1 protein-coding gene and 1 pseudogene are annotated in these 1,310 nt (G+C 49.5%); both read right to left on the bottom strand.

The features are described from left to right. Nucleotides 1-327, bottom strand: a pseudogene (locus tag BN1189_RS16860) (transposase); the annotation flags it as partial. A gap of 83 nt (nt 328-410) precedes the next feature. Further along, nucleotides 411-1,217, bottom strand: coding sequence for a transposase (locus tag BN1189_RS16855; protein ID WP_179860904.1), 807 nt, complete (start codon nt 1,215-1,217; stop codon nt 411-413). Nucleotides 1,218-1,310: the final 93 nt, after the last annotated feature.

Raw genomic sequence — 1,310 nt, 5'->3', positions numbered from 1 at the left:
GTAGGTGTTATACGGGATTAGAAAATCGGCAACCGCTTCTCCGTCTTCCTCTCCGAGAAGATACAGGTAATTCTCCTCACTTCCATATCCCGCATCCGCGACAATGCGCTTTGGCATCGGCAGCGCAGTTTCCCGGTAGGCTTCCATGTGTGGGATCAGACACCGGGTGTCTGTGGGCCGCTGGTGAACAGAATAGAAGAGAGCAAATTGGTTCTCGGTGGCCATCTGGATATTGTAGCCGGGCTTGAGCTGGCCGTTTTTCATATGATCTTCTTTCATTCGCATGAATGTGGCATCCGGGTCTGTCTTCGAGTAACTATTCCGGTCTTCTCCGCAAACCTCAAGCTGGGCAGCATATTTCTCTTTCCTCGGAATGAAGTCATCCCGGACCGACTTGAGCTTCCTGCGGATCACCGAGCTTTTCTACGGATTCCCTTGCGGACCGCTGTATCTGTCTCTTTCTCAATTTTGTCCGTCAGGATCTCTTCCTGTCCTTCCAAACGGGAGACGGTCTCCATCAGTTCCTCCACCGAAGGATCACCTTCAGGCAGACTTCCCATTTCGAATCCCTCTGCCTCTGCAATCTCATGGATCTCCTGCAGGGTCTCGCTGATTTTCTTTTTCAGCTTTTCCTCGTATCCCAACACCGCTTTCTTGAATACAAAGGAATATTTATTGGCATCCGCCTCGATTTTCGTCCCATCGAGGAAGTAATTTTCAAAGTCAATGAAGCCGCGATGATGCAATTCCATCACCATCGCTTCGAATAAATCATCGATCATCTTGGGCATTCGGACCCCGCGGAACTCATTGATGGTCCGGTAGTCGGGAAGCTGGCCGGCGGCCAGCCACATAGCAGGAATGCTTTCCCTTGTCAGCTTTTCAATGCGCCGGCAGGAATATTCCTTTTGGGAGTAGGCGTAAAGAATGATCTTAAGCATCATCTTCGGGTGGTAAGAACTGCGGCCGCCTCCGGAATAATGCGCAATGAGCTGATCATCCGGAATCGTCTCGATCATTTCATCAATGACACGTGCCACATGGTCATCGGGAACCAGCGATTCGACATCGAAGATGGCGAAGGACTGGCGGTTATCATAGGGCTTGAAGACAGGCGCCAACCGGCGTTTTGGACGTTTTTCCTCAGGCTTGTTCACCTCTGCCAAGATCTCCATTTCTGTGATATACTCTGTTGTAGCAGTCTTCGGATTGCACATAAAAAGATCGCTCCTTTGTGTGTGTTGTTGTGGTGACTCCATTCTACAAAAGGCAGCGGTCTTTTTCTATTTTTTTGAGAGAGATAAAAAACA

This window comes from Bhargavaea cecembensis (assembly GCF_000826125.2).
GTDB lineage: Bacteria > Bacillota > Bacilli > Bacillales_A > Planococcaceae > Bhargavaea > Bhargavaea cecembensis_B.
The sequence above is the reverse complement of the archived record's forward strand: the minus strand, read 5'-3'. Positions and strand labels throughout refer to the sequence as shown.